General features: G+C 41.3%; 17 protein-coding genes. 11 read left to right on the top strand and 6 right to left on the bottom strand.

The genetic code is table 11. The features are described from left to right. The first annotated feature begins 185 nt into the window (after window positions 1-185). Together H5186_RS15395 and H5186_RS15390 are read left to right on the top strand one after the other, a co-directional pair. On the top strand, window positions 186-3,092 hold the full coding sequence (locus H5186_RS15395; RefSeq protein WP_182794643.1) for a TonB-dependent receptor: 2,907 nt from the start codon (window positions 186-188) through the stop codon (window positions 3,090-3,092). Window positions 3,093-3,113: 21 nt separating this feature from the next. After that, a complete protein-coding gene (locus H5186_RS15390; protein ID WP_182794642.1) occupies window positions 3,114-7,424 on the top strand; it encodes an alpha-1,6-glucosidase domain-containing protein in 4,311 nt (1,436 codons plus the stop codon). A gap of 127 nt (window positions 7,425-7,551) precedes the next feature. Here H5186_RS15390 and H5186_RS15385 read toward each other — a convergent pair whose 3' ends face one another. Both H5186_RS15385 and H5186_RS15380 read right to left on the bottom strand, forming a co-directional pair. Continuing rightward, window positions 7,552-8,877 carry a basic amino acid/polyamine antiporter gene (locus tag H5186_RS15385; RefSeq protein ID WP_182719215.1) on the bottom strand — a complete coding sequence of 442 codons (1,326 nt, stop codon included), beginning with the start codon at window positions 8,875-8,877 and terminating at the stop codon, window positions 7,552-7,554. Between the two features lie 25 nt (window positions 8,878-8,902). Next, complete coding sequence (locus tag H5186_RS15380) at window positions 8,903-9,826, bottom strand: homocysteine S-methyltransferase family protein (protein ID WP_182719216.1); 924 nt, start codon at window positions 9,824-9,826, stop codon at window positions 8,903-8,905. A gap of 215 nt (window positions 9,827-10,041) precedes the next feature. Here H5186_RS15380 and H5186_RS15375 point away from each other — a divergent pair, with 215 nt between their 5' ends. Both H5186_RS15375 and H5186_RS15370 read left to right on the top strand, forming a co-directional pair. Continuing rightward, window positions 10,042-10,587, top strand: coding sequence for a PH domain-containing protein (locus H5186_RS15375; RefSeq protein WP_182719217.1), 546 nt, complete (start codon window positions 10,042-10,044; stop codon window positions 10,585-10,587). 402 nt (window positions 10,588-10,989) lie between these two features. Next, complete coding sequence (locus tag H5186_RS15370) at window positions 10,990-11,904, top strand: DMT family transporter (RefSeq protein WP_182762010.1); 915 nt, start codon at window positions 10,990-10,992, stop codon at window positions 11,902-11,904. An 87-nt stretch (window positions 11,905-11,991) separates the two neighbouring features. Here the strand turns inward: H5186_RS15370 and H5186_RS15365 are convergent, their stop codons facing one another. From H5186_RS15365 to H5186_RS15355, 3 genes are all read right to left on the bottom strand, one after another. Beyond that, window positions 11,992-13,773 carry an alkaline phosphatase gene (locus H5186_RS15365; protein WP_182794641.1) on the bottom strand — a complete coding sequence of 594 codons (1,782 nt, stop codon included), beginning with the start codon at window positions 13,771-13,773 and terminating at the stop codon, window positions 11,992-11,994. Window positions 13,774-13,852: 79 nt separating this feature from the next. Beyond that, a complete protein-coding gene (locus tag H5186_RS15360; protein WP_182762006.1) occupies window positions 13,853-14,197 on the bottom strand; it encodes a rhodanese-like domain-containing protein in 345 nt (114 codons plus the stop codon). A gap of 1 nt (window position 14,198) precedes the next feature. After that, a complete protein-coding gene (locus H5186_RS15355) occupies window positions 14,199-14,387 on the bottom strand; it encodes a DUF2892 domain-containing protein (protein WP_149983085.1) in 189 nt (62 codons plus the stop codon). 130 nt (window positions 14,388-14,517) lie between these two features. On the opposite strand from H5186_RS15355, the gene H5186_RS15350 reads away from it, so the two are divergent. From H5186_RS15350 to H5186_RS15340, 3 genes are read left to right on the top strand one after another with little or no spacing between them, the layout of a single operon-like run. After that, window positions 14,518-14,820: a metalloregulator ArsR/SmtB family transcription factor gene (locus H5186_RS15350; protein WP_149983086.1), complete on the top strand. Its 303-nt coding sequence runs from the start codon at window positions 14,518-14,520 to the stop codon at window positions 14,818-14,820. Between the two features lie 4 nt (window positions 14,821-14,824). Further along, on the top strand, window positions 14,825-18,112 hold the full coding sequence (locus tag H5186_RS15345) for an efflux RND transporter permease subunit (RefSeq protein WP_182794640.1): 3,288 nt from the start codon (window positions 14,825-14,827) through the stop codon (window positions 18,110-18,112). Further along, entirely contained in the window at window positions 18,102-19,163 is a 1,062-nt protein-coding gene (locus H5186_RS15340; RefSeq protein WP_182762001.1) for an efflux RND transporter periplasmic adaptor subunit, read from the top strand. The genes H5186_RS15345 and H5186_RS15340 overlap by 11 nt, the downstream gene beginning before the upstream one ends. Here the strand turns inward: H5186_RS15340 and H5186_RS15335 are convergent. Continuing rightward, a complete protein-coding gene (locus H5186_RS15335) occupies window positions 19,156-19,833 on the bottom strand; it encodes a nitroreductase family protein (protein WP_145241949.1) in 678 nt (225 codons plus the stop codon). The genes H5186_RS15340 and H5186_RS15335 overlap by 8 nt on opposite strands. A gap of 250 nt (window positions 19,834-20,083) precedes the next feature. On the opposite strand from H5186_RS15335, the gene H5186_RS15330 reads away from it, so the two are divergent. The 4 genes from H5186_RS15330 (at window position 20,084) to H5186_RS15315 (ending at window position 26,122) form a co-directional block, all read left to right on the top strand. Continuing rightward, entirely contained in the window at window positions 20,084-23,083 is a 3,000-nt protein-coding gene (locus H5186_RS15330; RefSeq protein ID WP_182740419.1) for a TonB-dependent receptor, read from the top strand. 146 nt (window positions 23,084-23,229) lie between these two features. Beyond that, a complete protein-coding gene (locus tag H5186_RS15325) occupies window positions 23,230-23,940 on the top strand; it encodes a Slam-dependent surface lipoprotein (RefSeq protein WP_182785090.1) in 711 nt (236 codons plus the stop codon). 61 nt (window positions 23,941-24,001) lie between these two features. After that, window positions 24,002-25,498 (top strand): surface lipoprotein assembly modifier, encoded by a 1,497-nt coding sequence (locus H5186_RS15320; protein WP_149983092.1) that lies wholly within the window; start codon window positions 24,002-24,004, stop codon window positions 25,496-25,498. Between the two features lie 108 nt (window positions 25,499-25,606). Further along, window positions 25,607-26,122 (top strand): sigma-70 family RNA polymerase sigma factor, encoded by a 516-nt coding sequence (locus H5186_RS15315; RefSeq protein WP_149983093.1) that lies wholly within the window; start codon window positions 25,607-25,609, stop codon window positions 26,120-26,122. Window position 26,123: the final 1 nt, after the last annotated feature.

Raw genomic sequence — 26,123 nt, 5'->3', positions numbered from 1 at the left:
TACGTTATCTACATGATCGCAGCACTTCTAAACTAAGTTCCTCACCTTGCTAGCTATTGCCCTTACTGCTGCATACGTATTCATCACACTTATTTTACTTTTTAGTTACACTTTATTGGTTTTATTTTATCCACAATTTCAAAACAAACAGCACACAATTATAAAATCAATAGGGTAGAAAGCTCATGGGGAAATTCAAACTAAGTGCGTTAATGCTCGCAATGTTTGCAGCCAGCAGTGTATTAGCTGCGGTTGAAAGTGACGCGCAAAGTACCGTAAAAAAACCACAACTAGAAGAAGATCTTGAAGTCATTGAAGTGCGTGGCTTTAGTCGTAGTTTAATCCAATCACTTAATCAAAAACGCTTTACTGATACGGTATCTGAGCAGTTATCGGCGGATGACTTAGGTGCTTTGCCTGATGTATCTATGGCTGATGCGCTCACTCGGTTACCGGGGATCTCAGCGGTACGAACCGGCGGGCAGGCGGCAGAAATCAACATTCGCGGTATGTCCGGTGGATTTGTATTTTCAACTTTAAATGGCCGTGAACAGGTATCAACTAGTGGCAGCCGTAGTATTGAGTTTGACCAATATCCGTCTGAATTGATCAGCTCAGCAGCCGTGTATAAATCACCAAAAGCATCGCTTATCGAAGGTGGTGTTGCAGGTACGGTAGAACTGCAAACAGCTAGCCCGCTTGATAATGATCAGCAACATAAGTTTGTGGTTAACGCCAGAGGTATGTACAACGACCGAGCGTCAGAGGTGAACGATGCCACTGAGTTTGGCGACCGCATTAGTTTTTCCTATCAAGGTAAATATCTTGACGATACTTTAGGTGTCGCACTTGGTTATGCACGGTTATTTCAACCCAGCGTAGCAACACAGTTTATTGGCCTTGCCTATAACGATAATAAAGACGTTGATGGTGTTGCAAATGATACTAATGGCCCCGAACTTAAACCTGAAAATGAGTATATCAGCGAAGGTTTTGAGCTTCAGCATTTAGGTGGAGAAGAAACCCGTAACGGTTATATGGCGGCGATTGAATGGGCACCGCTGGATAATTTTAAATTAAAAGGGGACGTGTTTTTATCACGCTTTGATACTGAGTCATTTGCCCGTGGGTTACGAGTGAAATTAGGTGGCCCAACGGCCACTTATACAAACGCTCAGCTAGAGGGAAATTCAGTAGTTGGTGCCTCTGTTAATCGTACTTCAAAAGGCTACACTCGCGTTGAAATTGTGAATGATGATAACCAAGACTTTGATGAAGTAGATAGCTACGGTGTTAACGCCGATTGGCAAGTGACAGAACGTTTAAACGTTAATGTTGATGTGTCGCTGTCACGGGCTAAAAGTAACTTTCGCAATGGCTTATTGTGGGCGTTGGTTGCCGAAGACGCCTCAGCCGAAGAACCTGTGTTAGATAAAAACGTATCAATAAACTACCAACTTAATGGTTTAAATTTACCTGATGTAGGCTTTAATCAAGCGGCTGCATTTAGCGATATCGACCGAGTAATGGTTAGTAAATACGGTATTTACCCTTATCAAAATGAAGATGAAGTAAGCGCTTATCGCCTTGATTTTAAATACGAGCTGAATAACAGCTGGTTTAGCTCTGTTGAATTTGGCGCGCGTTATTCAGATCGCGAATACAGCAATAACCGCTCAGTGTTTGAATACGGTAATGATGGTGATTTTTCAGTGAGTGAGCCGCCACTGCGTTTAACCAATGACATGGTAAATGTTGTTGACTGGGAAGGTGACTTTAGTTATTTCCCATCATATTTGGCGATTGATTTAGACAAAGCGCTTAATGCTTGGTTTCCTGAAGGCGCACCGGAGCCAGTTAAAACCTGGGGTAACGCCGATGGCGTTGTCGATCTTGATGGTGATGAAATACCTGATACACAAGGCTATACCACTAACTACTCATGGACCATGTTACAAAGTGGCTCAGTATATGAGGAAGTGCTTTCAGCGTACGCCATGCTTAATATTAATACTGAAATTGGTACTATGCCGGTACTGGGTAATATTGGTATTCGCCGTGTTGATACCGACCAATCGGCCACTATTTTAGAAAATGTTAATGGTGATTTATCACTCGGTGCACAAAACATTACCGACAGTATCGGCATCATAAATCAAAATTATTTACCTAATGTACTTGGCACAACTTATACCGATTATCTGCCATCCCTTAATTTAAACTTTCAGCTAACGGATAACACGCAATTACGCTTTGCGGCGGCTAAAGTAATGTCGCGTCCACCGATCAATCGCCTAGCTGGGGACGCCAGTGCGCAGGCTGATAAAACCAGCGGCAAAATTAACGGCTCAAGTACCAATAATCCATTCTTAAAACCATTTTATGCCGACCAATACGATATCTCTTACGAGCATTATTTTGATGAGTCAGATGGTGCGCTAGTGATCGCAGGTTTTTATAAAAACATCGATTCGTTTATCGATACCATCGCCATTGAAGGGTTTGACTTTAAAGGTAATGGTTTTAACGTCCCTGAGTATATAGAAAATCCAGTCAGTGGTGAGCAAGTTGCCACAACTAACGGCACTTACACAACGGCGGTAAATAACGCCAATGGCGGTTATATTCGCGGTATTGAACTTGCCTACACGCAAGTATTTTCGTTTTTACCCGCGCCGTTTGATGGCCTTGGGTTTAACGGTAGCTATTCATACACCGAGAGCGAAGTTGAATCTATCACCAGCTTAGGTGGTGAAACGGTTACACAAGGTTTACCTGGTTTGTCTAAAAACGTGTTAAACGGCACTTTATTTTACAGCTTAGATAATTTTGAAACCCGCCTTAATGTGCGTTACCGCTCAGACTTTGTTTCAGAGCAAGTGGCGATCAATGAGCAAGTGGTTAATTTTGATGCCGAGACCGTGGTCGATTTTCAAACCTCTTATCAATTTACAGACTCATTTGGCATGTTGCTACAGGTTAATAATCTTACTGATGAACCAACCCAAAGTTACTTTGGCAATGAAAACATCACCGGTACTACCCAGTACTTTGGTCGTCAGGTTTATTTAGGTTTTACCTATAGCCACTAATAGCAAATTGGAGCATAAATAATGAATAAAATAACTAAATTGACTCATTTGCTATTAGCAGTGAGCTTAACACTACTGTTTGGCTGTGGAGGCTCAGGCAGTAGCGATGTAAAAGCAGGCCAAGCCTTATTGACTTGTGATGTACCGCAAGTCCCTAATGCAGCAGGCACTCAATGTGTTGCTCCTGAGCCTATCTCTTGTGACGCACCGCTGTTTCCAGATGCAAATAATGAAAGCTGTACCAGTGGCTATAACCCCGACTTACCAGACCCAGTGGTATTCGCCGGGGAAAATGAAGCCGTATTATTTTATAAACGTGATAAGAATGAAGGGTACGAAGGCTATCGTTTACACTCTTGGAATACCGACGGCTGTGATGCTTACGCGCCGCCGTTTGATGCCACCGATTGGGCTAATGGCCATGAATATAATGGTGTCGATCCAAACTATGGAGCTTATTGGATTGTCGCGCTAAAAGACGGTTATACCGAGTGCGCTAATTTTATTATTCATATTGGCACAGAAGGTTCAGGTAAAGCCCATGGTGATGTGGATTTAACAATGCCACTGATGCAGGACGACGAGCGTTTTGTACGTATGAACTTTACCTTTGATGGTGAGCCAACAGTATTTGAATACCCAGTAGAAGCGCTTGGCGAACGCCCGGTTGCAATTGACGGTGCATCAGCACACTGGATTGATTTAAATACTGTGCTGTATAAGCCAAGCAATGAGCTTACGCAGATTATTAAGCTGCATTCATCAGCTGCTGCCGATTTGGTTGTTGATGTTGATACTGGCTTAAATGGTGAAACCGTTGAATTAATGGCAACGAGTTTAACCGATGCACAAGCAGCGAAAGTACCGCACTTAACAGATTGGACTGCCTATCAAGGTAATTGGGATGCCGCTACTGCAAAACAACTTATAAAACAACAGCTCGTTGTAGCGGGCTACGATGCAGAAGGCAAGCTACTTGAAGCAAGTTTTGTGCAAACCGCCAAAGCCCTTGATGCACTTTACACCCAAGGTGAAAACGACGCAAATGAAGCCATGCTAGGCGTGCATTATAATAACAATGCAATTGATGTTTCAGTATGGGCACCAACCGCTAGCAATATGATGCTTAATGTATTTGACGCCGATAAAGCACAAGTACATAGCACTGCCATGACGTTAGACAGCAATACAGGTATTTGGTCAGTGAGTTTAGACAGCAAATACGACCGTCATTATTACCGCTATGCGTTTGATGTTTACCACCCTACTACTCAAGCGATTGAAAGTTTATGGAGTACCGATCCTTACTCACTGAATGTATCAAGCAATGGCCTGTATTCGCAGTTGATCAACTTAAATGATGACGATACCAAACCACAAGGCTGGGATGAGCGCAGTGTACCAACAATTACCAACCCGGAAGATGCCATTATCTATGAAGGTCATGTACGTGATTTTAGTATTCGCGATACGTCAGTAAGCGCAGCAAACCAAGGTAAATATTTAGCATTTACTGAGCTTGAAAGCATCCCTATGCAGCACCTTAAGCAACTAGCTGACAAAGGTTTAACGCATTTTCACTTACTCCCTGTAACAGACATTGGCACCATTGAAGAAGATGCGGATAAGCGCGTTGAAATCATTGACACCCTTGGTAAGTTATGTGAGCGAATAGACGATGCCGCCGATGCTTGTAAAATCGAAAATAAAAACAGTATCATTGCTGATTTAATGCAAAGCTACTTTCCGGGTTCTGATGATGCTCAAGCACTTGCCAGCGCGATGCGTGATTTAGACGGTTTTAACTGGGGTTACGACCCGCATCACTTTATTGCCCCAGAAGGTTCGTATGCATCAAGCAGTGAAGGGGTTGCCCGGGTTAAAGAGACACGCGCCATGGTACAGTCACTTCAAGAGATCGGCCTTCGCGTGGTTCTTGATGTGGTATACAACCATACAACGTCATCAGGCATTTGGGAAAAATCAGTGTTTGATAAACTCGTACCGGGTTATTACCACAGATACAGCGAAGTAACGGGCGATATCGAGCGTTCAACCTGTTGTGAAAACACCGCGACTGAACATGTAATGATGGATAAATTTGTTAGCGATTCACTAGTCATACTTGCTCGCGACTTTGGCTACGATAGCTTTCGCTTTGATGTTATGGGGCACATGCCTAAATCATCAATTTTAGCAGCGCGTGAAGCGGTGCAAGCTGTTGACCCTGACAACTACTTTTATGGCGAAGGCTGGGATTTTGGTGAAGTCGCTAATAACCGATTGTTCACTCAAGCTAAGCAAGCTGATATGGCAGGCTCTGAAGTTGGCACATTCAATGACCGCATCCGTGAAGCTGTGCGCGGTGGGGCTATGTTTAGCAATAACCCGACCGATGGTAATTTAGCAGACCAAGATACTCTGCGTTTATCACTGGCGGGTAATTTACAAAACTATATCCTGAAAGACTTTAAAGGTAATTCGGCAAAAGGTAATAGCTTTAGCTGGAATACGCAGCCGACGGCTTATGCTTTAGACCCTGCTGACAGCATTAACTACGTATCAAAGCACGATAACGAAACCTTATGGGATCAACTGCAATATAAACATGCAACAAGTATGAGTATTGAGCAACGAGTGCGTGCGCATAATATGGCATTAGCAATTCCGTTAGTAAGCCAAGGTATCCCGTTTATGCAACTTGGGGCTGATTTACTACGCTCAAAATCAATGGATCGTGATAGCTACAATGCAGGGGATTGGTTTAATGCGGTAGATTTAACGAAAGAAAATAATAATTGGAATATTGGTTTACCTAATGCTGAGAAAAACCAACAGAAATGGCCTGAAATCATTAAGCTCTCAGGTAATCCACAAGCTGCTGCACAGCCGCAAGATATAGCTTACGCAGGGGATGTGTTCCAAGAGTTTTTAGCTATTCGTAGTAGCAGCCCATTATTTAGATTAACCACAGAGCAAGATGTTATTGACCGTGTAGGTTTTCACAATGTTGGTAAAAACCAGCAACATGGTTTGATTGTAATGAGCATTGATGACGGTCAAGGTTTTGCAGATTTAGATAACCAAGTTGACGCGCTCGTAGTAGTAATTAATGCAACTGAGCAAGCGCTTTCACATACAGTACCAACCGCTGCTGGGTTTGAATTACATCCAATACTTAAAAACAGCACCGATAGCAGTATGTTTGGAGTGAGTTTTACTGCCAGTGAAACCGACGGTACATTTACAGTCCCAGCTTATACAATCGCGGTATTTGTAAAACCACAAGGCGAGAACCAAGGTGTAGGCTTAAGTGCGAATGCAACAGTGGGCGCGCCAGACGTAGTGCCTTTTGGCAGCACCACAGTATATGTGCGAGGTAGTTTAAATGATTGGGGCACAGCTGACAGCTTTGAGTATATGGGCAATGGTGAATACCGTATCGCTATTACTTTAACTGCGGGAGATTATGAATTTAAAATTGCCTCTGAAGATTGGTCGAGTGTGGATTTTGGCGCGCTGTCTGATGCTGATAAAGCAGTGTTGGAAAATCAAACCGAGCCTTTAATGCGCAGTGGCGCGAATATGACCTTTAATGCCGCAATTGATGCAACTTATGTATTCTCGTTTGATGCCAGCGATAAAGACAATCCAACGCTGAGAATTTATAACGAAGAACGATTCGTTGGCACGCCTGTATTTGTTCGTGGCAGCTTAAATGAATGGGGCACCAGTGATGAGTTAATCTATCAAGGTAAAGGCGTTTATACCTTTACTAAAATACTCAGTGTAGGCAGTTATGAATTTAAAATTGCTTCTGAAGATTGGGATACCGTTGATTATGGTTCCGGTGAAGCGGATGCAATCGTAACCGTTGCCGAAGATAAGTTATTAGCTGTTAAAGGCGCTAATATGACGATGGATGTTGCAACCGAGGGCGAATATCAGTTCATTTTTGATGCCAGTGATTTGAATGCACCCACGCTGAGTGTATTTAATGCGCAAATGTTTGCAGACACTCAAGTTTACTTACGTGGCAGCTTAAATGGCTGGGGTACCGACAACCCCCTAATCTATCAAGGGAATGCTATTTATAGTACATCACTTGATTTAGATGCCGGTGATTATGAGTTTAAAATAGCCTCTGAAGATTGGAACACTGTGGACTACGGCGGGGTAGGCGATGCACCAATAGTTAATATTAACGAGATAATGTTGCTTGAAGTGATAGGTGGCAATATAGCGCTGAGTATTACCGAATCAGGTAATTACACGTTTAAAGTGATTGGCCCAGATAAGGACAATATGAACCTACTTATTACTAAACAGTAGTGATTATATTTTCCTAGGCTTAAGCTGAGCATAACCCTGTATGCTCGGCTTTTTTAGTGCCTACTTATTTAAAATTTCATTAAAAGGCTTAACCTGAACTCGGGTGAATGTTTTTAATGCACTGATTTTAAGCATTTTTATTTAACTTAAATTGTTTACGGCTATACATAAATAGCATGATGCCAGGAATGTATAAAATAAGAGATAGCAGCAGCGTGTTTAGCCCCGCAGCATATACTAACCATAGTCCATAAATACTGGCACCAAAGCCCATCAGCTTAATAGCAACAGAAAGCTTTTTTGCAAAGGCTACTTTTACCATGTAAGCGGCCACTAAAAAGTAAGGCACTAATATCATGGACGTAGAAACAAGAACTAAAGTGTTATAGCTTTTACCGGTAAATAAAATAAGCACTAAGCAAAGTTGCACAGTTAGGCTGGTTAAGGTCAGTGATGCAATAGATGTCCCATTGCTATTTTGTTGCTTAAATATGTTAGGAAATGCGCCATATTTGGCTGCGCTGTTAGGTACTTCTGCAGCATAAATAATCCAACTTAAATAAGAGGCTAATACAGACACAATAAGTCCCGCGCTAATAATAACTTTACCACTGGTCCCTGTTATCATTGCCATAATACCTGCCATTGAAGGGTTACTAAGCTCTGTAATATTGGCCTGACTCATTAACCCAAATGCCAACATAGTGATGGCTATATATAAAATTAGCGCAGCAATCACGCCTATAAATGTGGCAAGGCCTATGTCTTTACGGTTTTTAGCTCGAGCCGAAAGAACTGCCGCACCTTCAATGCCAGTAAACACCCATAAAGTAATTAGCATAGTGTTTTTTACTTGTTCAATAAAATCAGTTTTCACGCTGACATTACTTTGATTTGCTTTAAATATTGCAGGGTCAAAGTACGCGTAAGCAAAGCCTATAAATAATAATAAGGGTATCACTTTAGCTATGGTGCCAAGTAGGTTTACAAAAGAGGCTTGCTTAATGCCTCTAACAATAATGAAATGCACAGCCCATAAAATAATAGATTCACCGATAAAGGCTGCAAAAGTATTACCATCGCCAAATAGGGTGCGTTCTGGGGTATCAATAAATGCACCTAAAGCAGCAAACGCCACAACTAAATAACCAACAACACCAATGGTGGCACACAGCCAATAGCCCCATGCAGATAAAAATCCAGCAAGCTCGCCAAAACCTTCTCGGGCATAAATATAAATACCGCCATCAAGTTCAGGTTTAGCGCGAGAGAGTTGCAAAAAACATCCAGCAAGTAGCAAAATACCAACACCAGTAATAAGCCAGCCAACTAACACTGCATTTACGCCCGCAACTTCAGCCATATTTTGTGGCAAACTAAATATACCCGCACCCACCATGGCGCTAAATACCAGCGCGGTTAGCGCTACTAATCCAATTTTATTTTCTTTCATTTGACTGCTTATACTGTGTTAATTACTAACCTTTTAAAGGCGCAAAGTGATGGTTTAATTGGGCTATATGCTCAGGTCCAATACCACAGCAACCTCCAATTAGGGTGGCGCCTTGTTGATGCCACTTTTTAGCCCACTCTAGATATGAAAGAGGGGTTAGATCTTCTCGTACTTCATCTAAACCTTCGTTAGCCGTAGCTTCTTTAGTTTGTGGTGCAAATGCATTCGCATACGCACCTATTTGTACGTGCTCTGCCTGCAGGTCTTTTAAAACATCTAAGGTTACGGTTAAAGCATGCTCAATAACCTCTGGTTGGCAGCAGTTAAATAAAATGCCCGTTACCTTTGCATTTAGCATGGCAGTTACTGCATCTTTTACAGATTCTCCTGAGCGCAGAGTTGCTTGATTACTTGGTTGTTCATCTTCAAGGGTAAAAGCAACCCATACCGGTTTTTGGTTGTTGCAGATCTGGTTAATTAACGTGTTTATATCTAGCGCTTCTTGAATAAGGCTTTGCGTTTCTATTAGCCATAAATCAGCATAAGGCGCTAAACCTTCGATTAAAGGCGTTGCGATACGACTAAGTTGATCAGCTTGGTATAAATCTGGACGATAAGAGCCAAACATAGGTGGTAAACTGGCTGCGATTTTAGTTCCTATATTATTTTGTATTACAGCGTCTTTTGCGGCTTGGCCAGCTGTTGCAGCAAGTGATTTGGCTGATTGTGCAAAGCGCTCTTCGCCAATGTGAAAAGGTACTAACGCATAGCTATTTGTGGTAATAATATTGGCACCACTTTGAATAAAGTTACTGTGTGCTTGGGTTACTTTTTCAGGCGCCTCTATTATGGCAAGCGCAGACCACTCAGGCTGTTGAAAGGGAGCGCCAATGCGGGTGAGCTCTCGGCTCATGCCGCCATCAAGTAAAGTTAAGGTGTGAGTTGTCATTGCGCTTCCTCTGTATGAGATAATCTTGTTGTGGATGTTTAGACGTCTATAAATCCGATTGCGAGAATATAGAACACACGACCTGTTTAAACAACCCTTTGTGTTAATCTTTTAGGTTTATTGGCAATACTTCGTAATAGGGTAACAATTTAGCTAAATTGCATTCAACTCAGTGATCACGTAATTTAAATGTTTAATCAAATTAAGAGTAAGCTATGAGTACCCCTATTTTAAAAAGTGCTAAATTCGACTCTAAAGTAAAATCATACTGGGTAGTGCTTGGAGTTATCACTTGTGTATTGTGTTTGGTGGGAATTCCATTTATCCCATTCGTCGCTTTCATTATCTGGCTGGTGGCAGGGCGAATATTGGCAGCTATGTCAGCTAACTTATTAGAGCGAAAGCTAGTTGTTAAGCGCGGTGTATTTTTCAAAGAAGAAAAATCCATCCCACTTGAAAAAATAACTGACGTCGGGTTAAGCCAAGGTCCACTGATGCGCTTGTTTGGTTTGTACCGCTTGAGTTTTGAAACCGCAGGTCAGTCTGGTCATGGCGCATTAGTATCGTTACTTGGGGTAGTTGATGCCAGTGAGTTTCGCGAGGCAATCTTAACTCAAAAAGATAATCTAACCGCACAGCAGTCAACTACAAAATCGGCTGATCATGAACCACAAAGCCAAGTTGAGCTAATACGCGCACTTACTTACAGTGTGAAAAATATTGAACAAATGTTAGTGACAATGCTGGATGATAAAAAGTGAGAACAGCTTTATATTATACTGTGTTGTTTAGGTTGTTCTCCCCCCACATTACAGTGCCTCTTAACCTCTTTGTGAATAAATCACGTAAAGATTTTTTGTACAAAAACCGTGACTATTAAGCAAATAAGTCATTATTTTTTGGGTGTGATAACGTAAGGCCAATATCTGAACTTTTTCATTAACAGCAAGGGTCTTCTTTTGTTTTAACCCTCCCAAAGTGTCTTATGCTATTAGCTCAAATTATCTCTAAACCTCTTGCCTTGTACCTTTTACGGGTGTAATTTAAAGCGGTTTTATCTGAAAAGGATGCAGCTTTATTAGGGGTCAAAGTAGTTGATTTCTAATAGGACTCTAATTTTGTAGCATATATTTGTGCTACACAAACACATGGAGAGAAGTTAAATGGCTAGTAAAGAGTCAACCGCAGTGATTTGGATGTTGTCAGATTCATTTATCTTAAGTGTGATGTTACTAATCGGTGGTTTTTTAGGTAAAGCTATCAGCCCATTCCAAGTTGTCTTTTTGGTTAATGTAATTGCAGCTTTTGCGGCCATTATATTATTCTCGAAAGGCAAATGGGAAAATATCAAACCCCAAAAAATGAAGCTACATATTTTCAGAGGACTGCTTGGTGTTAGTTCAACAATATGTTTGTTTTATGCTCTGCAATATCTAAGTTTAGCGGAAGTAACCGCGATTAACTTTTTTGTGCCACTTATAACGTCCATTTTGTCGGTGTTTATCTTTAGAGAAAAACCAAAAGCCTATGTCTATATCGCTATTATTTTGAATTTAGCTGGAGTGATGATGCTGCTTTCTCCAAAACTAATGGCGAGCCAAGTAACGCAGCAAAACCTCTATCTAGGATTGATCTTTGCACTGTCAGCGGTAGCTATTTTAGTCATTTATAATATTAATTTAAAGAAAATAGGCAATGCAGAGAAAGTTGTGCCTCAAATGGTTTTTGCTCCCCTCTATTCGGCGATTATCTTATTACCCGTCGCTATTTTTGTGTGGAAACCTTTAGGTACAAATAGTGCTCTACTAATTATGCTATATGGTGGGCTCCTTATTACTAAACTTGCAGCACGTTTTTTCGCTTTTAATAAAAGTGACTTATCTAAGCTAATGCCGCTTGAATATGCGCAAATTCTATTTTCTAGTATTTTGGGCTACATTTTTCTTCAACAAACTCAAACTTTATTGGGTATCGCAGGCATTGTATTGATCGTGCTATCAAGTATCGCTCATGTTTTATTCATGCACTTTGAGAGGAATAGCGACACTAAGAATATGAAAGGAATTACCAATGATTAAAGTCTTAACGCAAAAATTCCGGCGATCAAGTGATCGCCGGGCTGTTTTAATCTTTCATCTAAAGCTTTTTCCTAGCACCTAGAATCTTTACCCTTGTATTACTGGCTGACCTGCTAGCATACGTAGTTCTTTACTGCGCTCGGTTTGCATTTCGTATGAAGCGGTTTTAATGCTGCTCACGTAATTCCACTTAGCGGTGGCTTGCTCTGGGGTAAAAGTAACGGTTAAGTAGCCACGATCTACGAGGTTGTTATAGATTAAATCATTAACCAATAATGGGATTACTTGCTCCATTTGTGCGGTTGCTTCTGGCCCTTGCGTATTCAGTGCTAGATATTCTTCAAGACCAGGCGAAGACACAGAAGAGGTAGCAAATTCTACACCGGCATTTTGTGACGCTGCAATTGGGTTTGCAGCATCAGTAACTAATTGCCCAGCCCAACCGTTATGAGTATCACCCGCTAAAACCACTAAGTTCTTTTGTGCGGCAATGGCAGTACCAAGCAGCACTTCACGTTCGTAGGCGTAACCATCCCATGCATCTAAATTGTATGGTGCAGTAGTATCAACTCGAGCGCGTTCGGCATCAGTAACACTTGGATCGCCTGCAAGCACGCGGCCTTTGATTTGTGCAAGTTCAGCAAATAATGCCGATGCTTGTGCTAATAATGCATTTGTGTCGCCGCCATTTGCTTGACTTATTTGTAAGCTCACTAGTAGTTGCAGTACTTCAAACGGCAAATGCATTTTGGTCATCAGTACTTGTTGGCCAAGTACCTGCCATTTTGAGTTTGATGTTGTCATGCCATCAGTGAGCCATGTTAGCTGCTCATTGCCAAGTAATGCGCGCGATGGTGAGCTTAGTGCGTTTGCAAAATCACTTTGTCCTTGTGCACTGGTTAGGTCAAAATCAGCATAGTTTAGCTGTTCATCACGGGCGAGTACACGCGTGTCTAGCATGTATAAAGAGACTAAATTACCAAACTCAAAGCGACGGTAAATTCTTTCTTTATCAGCTACATTACGAATTGGCATCCATTCAAAATAGGCCTGTAGGGCATGTAGCTTACGTTCGCTAAATTCACCTTCGCCTTCATTATGGTTTTCTGCGCCATTTCGCCATGTGTCATTGGTAATTTCGTGGTCATCCCACACAGTAATAAATGCACAGTTACTATGCGCAGCTTGTAAGTTTGAATCAGTACGATAGTGAGCGTAGCGGTTACGGTAATCAGCTAAGCTAATTATTTCGTCACTGTTATCTTCTGGCAGTAAACGGCCTAAAATACCAGCATCTTCAGTAGCGTAGCCATCATTGCCGTATTCATAGATGTAATCACCTAAATGCAATACAGCGTCTATGTCTGTTTGCTTGGCTATTTCACCATACACATGGAAAAAGCCTGCGGGGTAGTTGGCACACGATATAACAGCAAATTTCACTTTATCAATGCTGCCTGTTGGTAGTGTTTTACCTGCACCAATAGGTGAGGTTTTGCCATTCGATTTAAAGCGATAATAGTAAGTGGTGTTGGCGTTTAAGCCTTGTAAGTCGACTTTTAGGGTGAAGTCTGTAGCTGCACTTATATGTGTTTCACCATTGTGGCTGATATTAGCAAAGTTAGGGTCGGTTGCTGCTTGCCATTGTACTTTAATGCTGGTGGTTGTTGGATCTAGAGGGGTTACACGAGTCCACAGAATTAGGCTGTCAGCTAATGGATCACCACTGGCAACACCATGAGCAAAGCTCACGTCAAGAATGTCGTCATCTTCATCATCAAACCGACAAGCTGTTAATCCTAATGATAAAACGGCGACACCAAATCCTGCCGCCGAGGCTTTTAAAAAATTTCTTCGTGTAAACGTCATTGCTCTGTACCGCTAAATTTAAAAGTAAGAGCTTATCCGACCAGTATGACTTTTATGTGAAGCTGTTATGCCAATTGCATTAAAATACTTGGCAAACCTGTTCTGCATGACAGGTAATAACGGTGACGTTTTCATAACCAACGCGGGTAAGTGCTTCAGCGCTTAATGTTGCGCGTGCGCCACTGGCGCAGTGTAAGTAAATTGGCCGAGCTGGGTCTTTTTCGATTTCCATTAACTTCATTTCTAGTAAACCTCGGGGAATATTAATTGCGCCGATAGCTGCTTTTGCCGCATGTTCGGCGGGTTCACGTACGTCAATTAATAGCCCTTTGTTGCCAGCAATTTCTTGCTTGGCCTGTGTAGCCTCAATGCGGCGTTGATTTGGCGTAATTATTTTCATTAGATCTGGGATTGAAGTAAGCATGTTATTCCTCGAAACCTAGTTTTTTTAAAAGAGTGATCATCGGGCACCATTTACTAAATGCTGATTGAATTAAGTTTAGAGCAATAAACACTGTAAACCAAATCCACAATGGATCATGAAATTGCTGTAGTAACAATGATATGCAAATCATTACACCTGCTATCAAGCGAAGAGCATCGTTTAGTTTCACGGTTAACCTTAGTAATAGTGACTGTTACTATTTAATATATTAGATAAAGCTACATTAGTAAATTATAATATTAGACTTTTCTAATATAGCTAACTATAATCTGCTGTACTTTGAATATAAGAGTGGAACTATGACTATCGACTTTGCAGCTATGGCTAATAACGTAGAGCATGCTGAGCAGCTATTAAAAATTTTAGCAAATAAAAACCGTTTAATGATTTTGTGCTCTTTGCAGGGGCGTGAAATGAGTGTTTCTGAATTAAATGCGGCTGTACCACTTGCACAGTCTGCTTTATCGCAGCATTTGGCTGCACTACGAAAAGCAAATATTGTTAGTACTCGTCGCGAAAGCCAGACCATCTATTATCGGGTGATTAACGACAACGCACAGGCTATGTTAGCCACGCTCTATGGTTTATTTTGTAAGGAATAACCAAATGGATAAGCTCGACAGTGCAGTAAAAAATAGTCTTAACGGGCGTATTCCTATCATTATTTTTGTAATGGCTGTGTTGCTTGGCATTATGGCGCTGCAGCAAACTCCCCGTGAAGAAGAACCGCAAATAGTGGTGCCGATGCTGGATATTTATGTCTCAGCTCCTAACATTGAAGCTCCCGAAGTGGCAAGGCTGGTCACGCAACCACTCGAGAAGTTATTGGCGCAATTACGCGGTGTTGAGCATATTTATTCAACCACACAAAGTAATGGCACAGTGGTGACATTGCGCTTTACTGTGGGTCATGATCGTGAACAAGCAATCCTCGATACTTACGCCAAACTATATAGTTATCAACATACCATGGCGTCAGTTATTAGCTCATGGCAGGTGCGCCCGGTCGAAGTAAATGACGTGCCGATTGTGATGCTAGGCTTATTTAGTAAAGATCCTAAATTATATAACGACTATGAGTTAACCCGTTTTGCTAACGAAATTGCGAATAGTTTACAGCGCATAGAAAACACCAGTGAAGTTAAAGTGATTGCTGGGCGCAAACGCACTTTAACGGTCAATTTAGATGCGACGGCCCTAGCAGCTCATCAAACTACGCTCAGCGATGTTTATTATGCACTGAGTGTATCTAATCAATTATCTCAGGTTGGCAGTGTTGTTAATGCAGAGCAACAAATCATGCTACAAGCTGGTGATGTGTTACGAACAAAAGCCGCGATTGAGCAGCTTGTTGTAAATGTTATTAACGGCAAAAGTGTTTATTTAAAAGATATTGCAAAAGTACTCGATGGACCAAGTGAGCCTGAAAATTATCAGTGGCTAGCGCAATCTGATACCACACAAGAGCATCCTTTAGTCACCTTAAGTGTTGCTAAAAAAGCGGGCACAAATGCAGTCGCGGTCGCAAATGATGTACACGCAATGATGGCTGATTTAAAAACTAATTTTTTACCTTCGCAAATAGATTACACAATACTTAGAGATTACGGGCAAACCGCTAACGAAAAAGTGAATAACTTAACCTCAAGCTTAGTGTTTGCGGTATTTACCGTAGTGATTTTTGTTGGCGTGTTCTTAGGCTGGCGACCCGCTATCGTTGTTGGTTTAGCTGTGCCAATTTGTTATGGCATAACCTTAAGCCTCGATTTTGCGTTTGGTTACACCATCAACCGAGTAACGTTATTTGCATTGATATTATCACTGGGCTTGCTGGTGGATGATCCGATAACGGGCATTGATAATATTAGCCGTTTTTTACAAAACAAAGGCAATAAAAAACAACAGATTGTCGCTGCAATGAGCGAAATACGTGGTGCATTATTAATGTCGACACTGACCATCATGGTGGCTTTTATTCCTTTGGCTTATATCACTGGCATGATGGGCCCATATATGGCACCAATGGCATTTAATGTGCCTGTAAGCGTGATGGTCTCAACCATTGTGGCATTCTTTGTAACTCCTTGGCTTGCCATGAAGTTATTAAAAGAACCGGTTGTTGAGCACAATGATTTAACTTCCCCTAAAGTAGCTATTTATGAACGCTTATTAACGCCTTTACTGGCCAGTAAAGGGCGCGCAAAACTGATTTTATGGGCAACCTTAGGATTATTTATTATCAGTGCATTGCTGCCCGTGATGCGAATGGTGCCGCTGAAGTTATTGCCGTTTGATAATAAAAATGAACTACAAGTACTGATAGATATGCCCGAGGGGACGAATCTGGAGCAAACAACACTGACCGCTCGTAAAGTACAAGCTATAACATGGCAGCTTAGTGAAGTAAGTGAAATAGCTGCGTATGTTGGGCAACCATCAAGCATGGATTTTAATGGTATGGTGCGCGGTTATTATCGCCGTGAGGCCGCTAATTTAGCTGAGCTTAGAGTATTACTATTAGACAAAGCGCAGCGCGAGCAACAGTCTCATGGTGTCGTGATGCGTTTACGTAAACAGCTTGAGCCATTGGCCGTTAATGGCATTGTGATAAAAGTGGTTGAAGTTCCACCCGGGCCGCCAGTATTTAGCACCTTAGTGGCTGAAGTGTATCGTGATCCGTTTGTTGATACGCAAACCCACCATCAAGCGGCTCAACAAGTTGCACTACGACTGAAGCAAGAGCCCCATGTAGTTGAAGTTGATACAAGTATTGCAGCCACGGCTCCGATGCAGCGCTTTATTACCGATAAAGCCAAGGCGGCTTTGTCGGCGGTATCAACACAAGATATTGCCAATACATTAACGATTGCATCTGCGGGTAAAAATGTGGGCGTAATGTATGTCAGTGGTGAAACGCAGCCCGTTGAGATCAAAATGCAATTACCATATCAGCAGCGAAACCAATTAGCGCAACTGCTTGCTATACAAATCAGAGGTGATAGAGAGCTGGCAAAATCAACTAATGAGTTTGGTTTAACTAGTGCGCCACGACCGTTGGTGGCTTTATCTGAGCTGGGTGAATTTCATAACCTAAATGTCGCAAAACCGATTATGCGTAAAGACCAACGCGAGGTTGTATACGTGATGGCAGAGCTTAATGGCCGTACTCCTGCAGAAATCATTGCGGACGTAAACGCTGATTTAAATGTAAGTAGCGATGATTTTGAGCAAACAAATTGGTTAGCCCGCAGCTTTTTTAATAACGGTGGAACTCAGGCTTGGCAATTACCACAAGGCACGCATGTAACGTTTAGTGGTGAAGGTGAATGGCGGATCACAATTGATGTGTTTAGAGATATGGGAATTGCGTTTGCTTTTGCGTTAACCGCCATTTTTATTATTTTACGAATACAAACGCAATCTGCCAGTTTATCACTGATTATTATGTCGGCTATTCCACTTACTGTGATTGGTATTATGCCGGGTTTTTGGTTATTAAATCAGTTTGGTGAGCGCTCCATAGCCGGTGCTCCAGAGCCTGTGCTATTCACCGCAACAGCGATGATCGGCATGATAGCACTTGCTGGTATTGTGGTGCGTAACTCGCTTATTTTAGTTGAGTTTATTAATCAAGCTCGCGAGCAAGGGATGGCAATAAAAGCGGCATTGATTGCCGCAGGCACAACGCGGATGCGGCCAGTATTACTGACTGCTGGCACAACTTTATTAGGCAACTTAGTGATTACGTTAGACCCCGTATTTAGTGGTCTTGCTATCGCTATTATTTTTGGCATTGTGGCATCAACATTGTTTTCGTTGTTTGTGGTGCCGCTAGTTTATTATTTAGTGTTTGCGAACACACAAACAACCGAGGATGAAGCTCATGCAAGGTAAATCAAAACTGTTCGGCTCAATCATTGCGTTGTTAGTGATTATTGTTGCCGTGCTTTATATGGCAGGCAGCTTTTCAAATAAACAAGCCGCAGGAAATAAACCCGTATTAGCAACGACATATGAGGGAAAAGTCGCTACCGTTGAGCGGACGGCGATCAAGCGCAGTGAAGATGTTCCCGGTACTGTGATTGCAAAACAAAACACGCAAATTTCGTCACGAGTGATGGCACAAGTGGAACGTTTAAATGTACGTGCTGGTGATAGTGTTGTGCAAGGCGATGTTCTCATTACTTTGCAGCAAGACGATTTTAAAGCGCAATTGGCACAAAGTGATGCGCAAATAAAAGCCATTCAAGCGTCACTTACACAAGCTGATAAACAGCTTAAGCGCGTAACTGACTTATATTCACAAGGGTTGGTATCGGTTAGTGATAATGATGAAGCAAAAGCGAAATTTGATAACTTAACCGCAAGCTTAGCTGTTGCCAAGCAACAGCAAACCCAAGCACAAGTCGCACTTGAATTTACCCGTATAAAAGCGCCCATTTCTGGAGTTGTTGTAGAGCGGTTAGTTGAACCAGGTGATACCGCAGTGCCTGGTTCACCTTTATTGGCACTTTATAATCCACAACAATTACAGCTTGAATTTAATGTGCGAGAACGTCAGGCAATTAGCCTCACACTGGGTCAAAGCTTAACGGTCAGTTTGCCTTCACTTAATATAACCGCTGTTGCGGTGGTGAGTGAAATTGTTCCGATTGCCGATAGTGCTGCACGTAGTATGTTAATTCGTTTAGAGTTGCCAACACAATCAAACTTGATGCCTGGTTTATATGCACAGCTTCACTTGCCACTGGATACCGAGCAAGGAATTTTAATTGAGCCAAGTTGGGTGCATGAGTACGGTCAATTAGCCATGGTATATGTTATTAACGAGCAAAAGATTGAGCGCCGCTTTGTTCGTTTAGGGGAGGTGATTAATGCTAAACAGCATATTATCGCCGGGCTTAACGCCGGCGACACATTAGCGGTGGATTTTAAACCTAAATAAAGGTCGCAACTTCGTCGAGTGATTTTTTCACCAAGGCATGATTAGGCACAGTAGCATCATCACTTGGGTAACCGGCAATGAGCAGCATATAGGGGCGTTCGTTGTCTTTGTCGCGGCCACAAATGTCGGTTAAAAAGCTCATTGGTTTAGGTGTGTGAGTTAGTGTTGCAAGCCCTGCGCGATGTAATGCTTGAATTAAAAAGCCGGTGGCAATACCGACTGACTCATGCACATAGTAGTTGGTGTTTTTATCATCAGTATTTAAGCCGCCTTTCTTTTGGCTGAATACGGCAATTAGCCAAGGTGCATGCTCTAAATAAGGTTTGCTGGCATCAGTGCCTAATGGCTTTAGAGCATCTAACCACTCTTCACCAGCGCGGCCTTCATAAAATGAGCGTTCTAATTTCTCGGCTGCTTCACGAATTTGCTTTTTCACATCACTACTATTAATTGCTACAAAATGCCACGGTTGGTGGTTTGCACCACTTGGTGCTGTAGCTGCGGCTTTAATGCAGGTTTGAATAATATCTTTTGGCACCGGTCGGTCGCTAAAACTACGAATTGTATGACGACGCTGGCTTGTCGTTAAAAACTCATTAGCGCGTTCAAGCATCTGTTCATGTGGATATTCAATAAAGTCTGTAAGTGGTTGGTGGTCATGTTGCTGCATGGCTTTTCGCTTCTTATTAAATGTTGATAACTATTTTTATACCCAGTAGCGAGATTAGGTGCAAGTAATATTTCACTTACATTTTCCTGTAATTAGATAACAAAATTACTTTGTCGGTCTTCATTAAGATGATTCATTTTTGGGTAAACAAGATAGTGAAAGATTAAAAATTAAATTATTTTTTGAGGAATAGTCACTTTCATTCGGTGTATTGCTTAGTTAATACCTAACTACAAGAAAGGAAGTCGACATGAAATTTTTACCTAAACCTAAATTACTCACCTTATTGCTCAGTGCCCATCTTGGAATGGCTAGTTTAGCAGCGCCCGGGGTGTCATATGCGGCTACACCGCAGATTCATACCTTTAATATTCCCGCAGGTAAGCTTGATGATAGTTTAAATCAGCTGGCGATCACCGCAGGTATAGAGTTTCATTTAGATGCTAGTTTGTCGCAAAAAACCCAAAGCCCTTCATTACAAGGTCGTTATAGTCCTGAGCAGGCTATGAATATTCTACTCTCTAATAGTGGGCTTTATAGTGTGGCTCAAACAGATGGCTCGTATCGAATTTTAGCTAAAGCTAGCGAAAATAGAATGATATTAGATACCATCAATGTGGCTACTGGAGATAATTATGGTGTCACTCGTGATGAAGCTGGTAAGCATGCAATTTATGATGATGATATATCAACGGTATATACATCAATAGATGAAATAGAGCGATATAAGGGTAAAGATGCTGCTGATTTGTTTAAAGGTATGCTCAATATTTACAGCGGTGATGCACGAAATGGTGGGGGTGTTGACCCGAGTATTCGCGGGGTACAAGGACCAGGGCGAGTGCCATTATCAATAGACGGTACTGAGCAAGCAATTACAGTGTGGCGCGGCTATCGCGGCGTTTCAAATCGTAATTATGTTGATTCAAATTTAATTGGCAGTATTAAAGCAATAAAAGGCCCTTCACTAACTCCAAATGCACATACTTCAGTTGGTGGGGGGGTACAAGTTAGCACTATTAGTGCTAGCGACGTACTGCTTGAAGGGGAAACCAGCGGTGGGGGTCTTGTAATGGAAAGTAGTAATAATGCCGTTGCTCCTAAGCTGCCGACTTTATTGACTGGGCAGGATTACAGGGAGGTGGAAGGTTTCCCGCAAATGACACCTAATTTTGCTTACGGCGACCCTTCTTTATGGAAAGAGATGAGTGGTGATAAAGAAAATAACCCCTTGTCTGGTGAAGACTATGCTTATCGTTTAGCGCTAGCTACGCGCCAAGATAACTATGAATTACTCGCCGCCTATGCATATCGTAATAAGGGCAACTATTTTAGTGGCACCAAAAAATCAGAGTTTTACAATCAGCCTAATGACCAAGAGTTTAATATTACTAAAATGAATCCGCGTTCTTTAGCGCACCGTCAACGACCAGGTTATGAAGTGCCAAATACATCCAGCGAGTTGGAATCTTTTTTACTCAAAGGTGAATTTAATATTAGTGAAAACCAGCAATTAAACCTCGGTGCACGTATCACTAATGCGCAATACGGTGAAATTATGGCAAGTCGAGCTGGTGACATAGGTGAAAATGGTGAAATGGCACAATGGCCTCTTAGTAAAGTTGAAGCACAAGCCTATAACATAAAATATCAGTGGAACCCGAAAAGTAAGTTTATTAACGTCACTTCAAACCTCTGGAGCACTCATACCATTAGCAATACTAACTCTGCTGGGGGGTTCCCAAATTACGCTAATGCTATTTGGGAGTTAGCGGATCCTGATGCAAGCCCAATAATACGTAATACAGCAGTTGCCAATAACCGTGAGAATCGTTTTGGTTTTGATGTAAGTAACCAAATGATGTTATCGGATGAGTTGGAGCTAACTATGTCAGCGCGTTATCAATATCATAAAATTCGCTCAGAAGATGAATATCGCGGTACAGTCGATGGTTGGAAGCACTGGCCTCGTGAGGGCAGACGAGAAGAGCTTGAAGGGCAGTTTAATTTTAAATGGATGCCTAGTGAGTCGCTGATACTTTCAGCTGGTGCGAGTTATAAAAGTTATTGGGCGATTGATGACTTTTTATCAAGCCGAATTGCGGCTGAGGATGAGCGCTTTACGAAAGAGCACTCTGCCGCTGAAGGGGTATATTTAGAGTATAAAACAGCTTACACAGAAGCGGAACATCAAGAAATAAGGGAGCAAGAGAGAGAGCAGTATAGCGATCTTTTCTTAGGCGATGCTGCAGGCCTTGAAGACTTTTTAAGCTACCTTGAAGATGTCCGAGAAATGAAAAATAAAGTCAATTTAGAGCCTTGGTTACATAATGGTGAGGGTAAATACCGCAGAGCAAATAATATATGTGTTAACGGTGAATTGAATAACGTAGCTAATTATATAGAAGGCAGTTGTCGCCAAGCGGGTGGGCCTGTTAATGAGTACGAGAAGCCAATTGAGGGCGGTAAAAAAAAGGGCAGCCACTGGGCTCCAGGATTTGCTGCAACTTATTTACTTAATGAACATAGTCGAGTGTACATACGTTATACCGAGGGCATCCGCTTCCCGAGTATGTTCGAAAGTACTTTAGGCTTCTCGGCTAATAACAACCCTTACACAGATATTAAACCAGAGCATACCTATAATTATGAAACTGCGTTTGTACATAACTTTGAACAAGGGGACATTAAATTAACCTACTTTCATCATAAAACAAAAGATGTCATAGAACGCTCAGGTAATTTACTTCGTTTTTATAATATTGATAAGCAAACGCTGCAAGGATTTGAGTTTCAAGGCCGCTATGACAATGGTTCGTTTTTTGCTGATTTAAGTTTATCTCACATGACTAAGAATGAAGTCTGTGATGAAAGCCTTGCAATTACTCAGGACCCTGTCGAGGGCTCTGTTCCTAATTGTGTACATGCTGGTTTTGCAGGTGGTTACTTAAGTGATCAAGCTATTCCTAATGACTCGGTTAACTTGAGCCTTGGTGGTCGTTATTTCGAAAATTCCTTAGAAACCGGATTACGAAGTGTGTATTTATCAGCCAGTAAAACTGAAGAAGATCTTGAGCGAGATAAAGCGCTGACTTTTGACGCATACGCAAAGTATATTTGGAGTGAGCGCCTTAACGTTGAGTTAGTAGCCACTAACTTGACTGATCTTTATTATATTGACCCACTGGTTCGTTCGAGCGTTCCAGCTCCTGGTAGAACTGTGAAGTTAAAACTACAAATGAACTTTTAATTTATTGAATTAGCTTAAAAAATAAACCCACAAACTAAATAGTTATTATTTTTTGTGGGTTTTTATTTTTCGTTCGGTGTAGTTAATGAAAGCACCTTAGTTGTGCTTTTTATTTCATTGATTTTTTATTTAAAAGGAACTGAAAAATGAACAAATTATTCACAACACTCGCCGTACTTACAACCACTTTTAGCTTTGCTGCCCATGCAAATTACGTAGGTACTCAAAATGACAATACCAATATTGAAGTAGGAGAGTCTACGGTTAATGGTGGTCCTCATGTAGCAGGTCGAGCTGGTATTGGCATTGCGGCAATGGGCTCTACTCAACAGAAAGTTGATTTTCAGGCGTTATCAGCTTATGCCCAACCAACTAACGGTATTCACTCTTTAAGCATGGGTCATGGTGGTACTGGCACATTTAATTTTGCAAAAGTGGGTACTAGCGATGTCTGGTTTGGTGAATGGTCACAAGATTTTAACGGTAATGGCAACGACCGCGCAGTATATTATGTTGGTAATAATACCAACACGACAGTACCAGTAAGTGGTATAGCTAGTTATGCAGTTAAAGGAGTAAATAAGTTCAGTGGTAATAATCAACTTACAGGCGATTTTACGGCTGATTTTGGTGCTCAGAAGTTAACAGGTAGCCTAGCTAATTCATCTCTTTCATTAACAGTGAATGCAAACATAACATCATCCACAGCTGCATTTAATGGTACCTCGTTAGCAAATGGTACTTCTCGGGGTGTAGCTACAGGCCATTTCTTTGGTGCTGATGCTGCGTCACTTGCAGGTATTGCTACCTTTGCTGATCGTCAATTAGATACTGCGTTTGGTGGAACTAAAAAGTAATCGCAATTATTTAGTTGGGGCTAATATTTGGCCCCTTTAATTGACGCTTTTGAGTATTATTATGAACCATCAAAATAAAAGTCATTATTACCGTAATACAGTGCAATTATGGGTAGTAATGTTAGTGTTAAACTCCCCTCTCTTATCTGCATCGACTGAAACGCGATTACATTTACAGCAACGTATAGAGCAAAATATAAAACAAAATGAGCATTCAATGGTTGCCGATGCGGCGCATGATTCAGCTAAGTCTTCCTCTTTTACAATTAATGGTCAGCAAATCCAAGTTAATAACAATGTTCATGAATTAGGCCAAGCAGTCTATTTGTTAGTTCAGCATAAACAATGGCCAGCAGCACAAGATTTTTTATCTCGCTATGTGGCACTAAAAAATTACGATGTAATGCTAGCTCATTATGCGCAAGGTGCGATTGCTCGATCTGCTGGACGTTTAAACGAAGCTGAACAGCAACATTTGGCTGTATTAGCTCAGCGACAAGACTTTTTACCTAGTCAATTAGAGTTGGCGCGGGTGTTGTTTGATAATAATAAAAATACTGATGCGCTTATATTGTTTGAACATATTGCTGAGCAGTTACCAAATGACAACCCTAAGGTTGACGGTGTACGCCACACTGTAAATAGTTTTATTGATGCGCTTAACTATCGTCAAGCTTGGCGGGGGTCTTTTGCGTTAGGGCCAAGTTTTAGCGATAACTTGAATCAGTCATCACAAAGTTATACGTGTTTGCTTTCGCTGCCGAGCGAAGAGTGTTTAATTGAGCGTGAAACCCCTCAGGCTGTATCGGGAGACGGTGTTGACTTTGATGCAAATATTAGTAAACGATTCGCTTATTCTGGTCACCACGGATTGAGTTTCCGAGGTCTTGCGTATGGCAGTAATTATCTAAGTAACAGTGAATATAATGAGCACACTGTGATTGCTAATTTAGGTTATAGCTATCAAACGGCTTATGAGCAATTTTCAGCATCTGGGCAATTTAAATACAATGCATTAGGCAATAGTACGCTTTACAGTGCTGCGGGTGTTAAGCTTGATTGGCTAACAAACCTGTCGAAAAAACTAAATGTAAAACTTGAGCTTGAAATTGAACAGCAGTCTTATCAACCTCAGCACTATAGTTATCAATCCGGTACACAATTGGCAAATTACAATACCCTTTGGTATCAGCTTAATGAACAATGGTTACTGTTTGGTGGTCTAGATTACAGTAAAAAGAATAACAGTGAACAGGTACATGCTTACCAATTATTTTCGAGTAGATTTGGTGTCAATAAGCGCTGGAGTAATGGGGTAGAGACAACTTTCTTTGCATCGCTCAGATCGCGTAAATATGAACAGTATAGTGCTTTATTGGCGCAAAAGCGTAAAGACCTTGAGCAAAATTACACACTGATTGTAAGCATGCCAAATCTAGCTGTATTTAGTATGACACCAATTTTTACCTTAAATCATACTGCTGTTAACAGTAATGTAGATTGGCTATATAGTTATGATAAAAACAGTGTCAGTTTAAAGTTTGAGAAAAAGTTTTAAAAACTCTCTTTATTCACAAGTTAATGTAAAGGCAAAAGGAGGTTTGCCTTGAATTAACTGCAATTAATAAGTATTATCATTCGCATTCATTTTTAGGGGTGATACAGAATGATAAGCAATCCTGTCAATATAGCGTGTATTGATGATATGTATAAAAAGCACAGTAACTGGCTGTCTATTTATATTCAACGCCGCTTAGGTTGTCCTGAAACCACAGCAGATTTAGTACAAGATACTTATTTGCGCATGTTAGCAAAAACAACACTACCAAGCATGCGAGACTCTCGGCGTTATTTAACGCATATTGCTAAAGGGTTGGTGATAGATTTGTATCGCAAGCGCAATGTAGAAGCTGCGTATTTAGAGTTAATTGCAAATGATCCTATTGCTCTGTCGGCATCTGCAGAGTCTCAGCTGCTAATGATTGAAGCGCTGACGGAAATAGATAATCTTTTGCAGCGGTTACCCGAAAAAGTCCGCCAAGCATTATTGATGCGTCAGCTTGAAAATATGAGTTATAAACAAATAGCAAAGCAATTAAATGTTTCTGTGTCGTCGGTAGAAAAATACATAGCCAGAGCATTACAAAGTTGTTTAATGGTTAACCTAGAAATGTTGTTTTAAT

This window comes from Pseudoalteromonas sp. SG41-2 (genome assembly GCF_014164535.1).
In the GTDB taxonomy this organism is placed as follows: Bacteria; Pseudomonadota; Gammaproteobacteria; order Enterobacterales; family Alteromonadaceae; genus Pseudoalteromonas; species Pseudoalteromonas rhizosphaerae.
This window is presented reverse-complemented; position numbering and strand designations above follow the sequence as displayed.